Genomic DNA, 1,124 nt, shown 5'->3' with positions numbered 1-1,124 from the left:
CGTAGTGAGGGTGTTGCACACATGTCTGATCCTTCAGAAATTTTGATCCTTATAAATCAATCGTCTCCTGAAGGCTATTTCTGTTGCAACCCCTCACTTTTCATCAGCCAACCTGTAAAAGCCCCTTAAAACAATAAGAAATGGTTACCATGTCAGAGAATAATCTGGTTATAGAACCTGTCAGCCCAGAGGACATTAACGAAATAGAATCTCTGGTGAGAAGAACCTCTGAGCAAGATATTTTCCCCCTGTTTTCTGATGAGGGCAGAAACACCTTCAGCCACTCCATCGCCCAGGACACGCGCACAATTTTTGATTCCCATCGCTTTTATACGGTCAAAGCCATGGAAGAAAATCGAATTATTGGCGTGGCTGCACTCAGAGATAAAAACTACATGACCACTCTGTTTGTTGATAAAAGCTATCAGAATAAAGGGGTTGGTAAGGGCTTGCTGAATCATGTTCTGGAACACTCGGAAGGTGAAAGTGTCTCTCTGCGCGCCTCCATCAATGCGATCAGCTTTTACCAGCACCAGGGATTTGAGGCCACAGGACCAGAAGGTAATGTGAAAGGTGTCCGTTTCTTACCCATGACGTATATTAAAGACTGATATTTAATACTTATGCACAAAGGCATTCACAAGTTAGCCCATATTAATCCGGATCATTATCTTCAGACTGAACAGGGCCGGCTATGGACACCGGAGCGAAGCCAGCAAGCCTGGAAGCAAGCCTATTCCGATTTTGAGTACTGGCTGAGCAAACTGACCGTGCCGTTGTTTATATTGTTTTCGGAGTTCAGGGCGCAGGAAAGTCGACATGGATCCATAGACATACACCCAAGCAGCCCAGTGTATACTTTGATGCAGCTCTGCCCGCCAGAAAACATCGGACCCAAGCGCTCTCTATTGCCCGACAACATGCAGAACGTATTGTGGCAGTCTGGATAAAGACGCCACTGGAGCAGGCTCTGAGTCAAAACAAGAAACCTTCAAAACACCGCCTGATGCACTACCGCCTGAAACCGAAACCATCACCTATGAGCGTCGGAAGAAACATCGTTCTGATGATTGCCTCACCGACGAAGGTCTGCGTTTCGACGACAGGGTTCCAGTCGAAGTCAT

The 1,124-nt window shown here is 46.5% G+C and carries 2 protein-coding genes; both read left to right on the top strand.

Features of this window, described 5'->3' with window-relative positions:
• Positions 1-149 precede the first annotated feature (149 nt).
• Complete coding sequence (locus ACR2PX_RS01575) at positions 150-611, top strand: GNAT family N-acetyltransferase (RefSeq protein WP_433997605.1); 462 nt, start codon at positions 150-152, stop codon at positions 609-611.
• Positions 612-934: 323 nt separating this feature from the next.
• The coding region (locus tag ACR2PX_RS01570) for a hypothetical protein (RefSeq protein WP_433997604.1) at positions 935-1,124 on the top strand (190 nt) is incomplete at its 3' end.

The sequence above is a fragment of the Endozoicomonas sp. genome, assembly GCF_051008435.1.
Classification (GTDB): domain Bacteria; phylum Pseudomonadota; class Gammaproteobacteria; order Pseudomonadales; family Endozoicomonadaceae; genus Endozoicomonas_A.
This window is presented reverse-complemented; position numbering and strand designations above follow the sequence as displayed.

What these genes read in the sequence shown, in the direction of transcription:
- ACR2PX_RS01575 (WP_433997605.1), top strand. Translation starts at nt 150, where the DNA reads ATGTCAGAGAATAATCTGGTTATAGAACCTGTCAGCCCAGAGGACATT.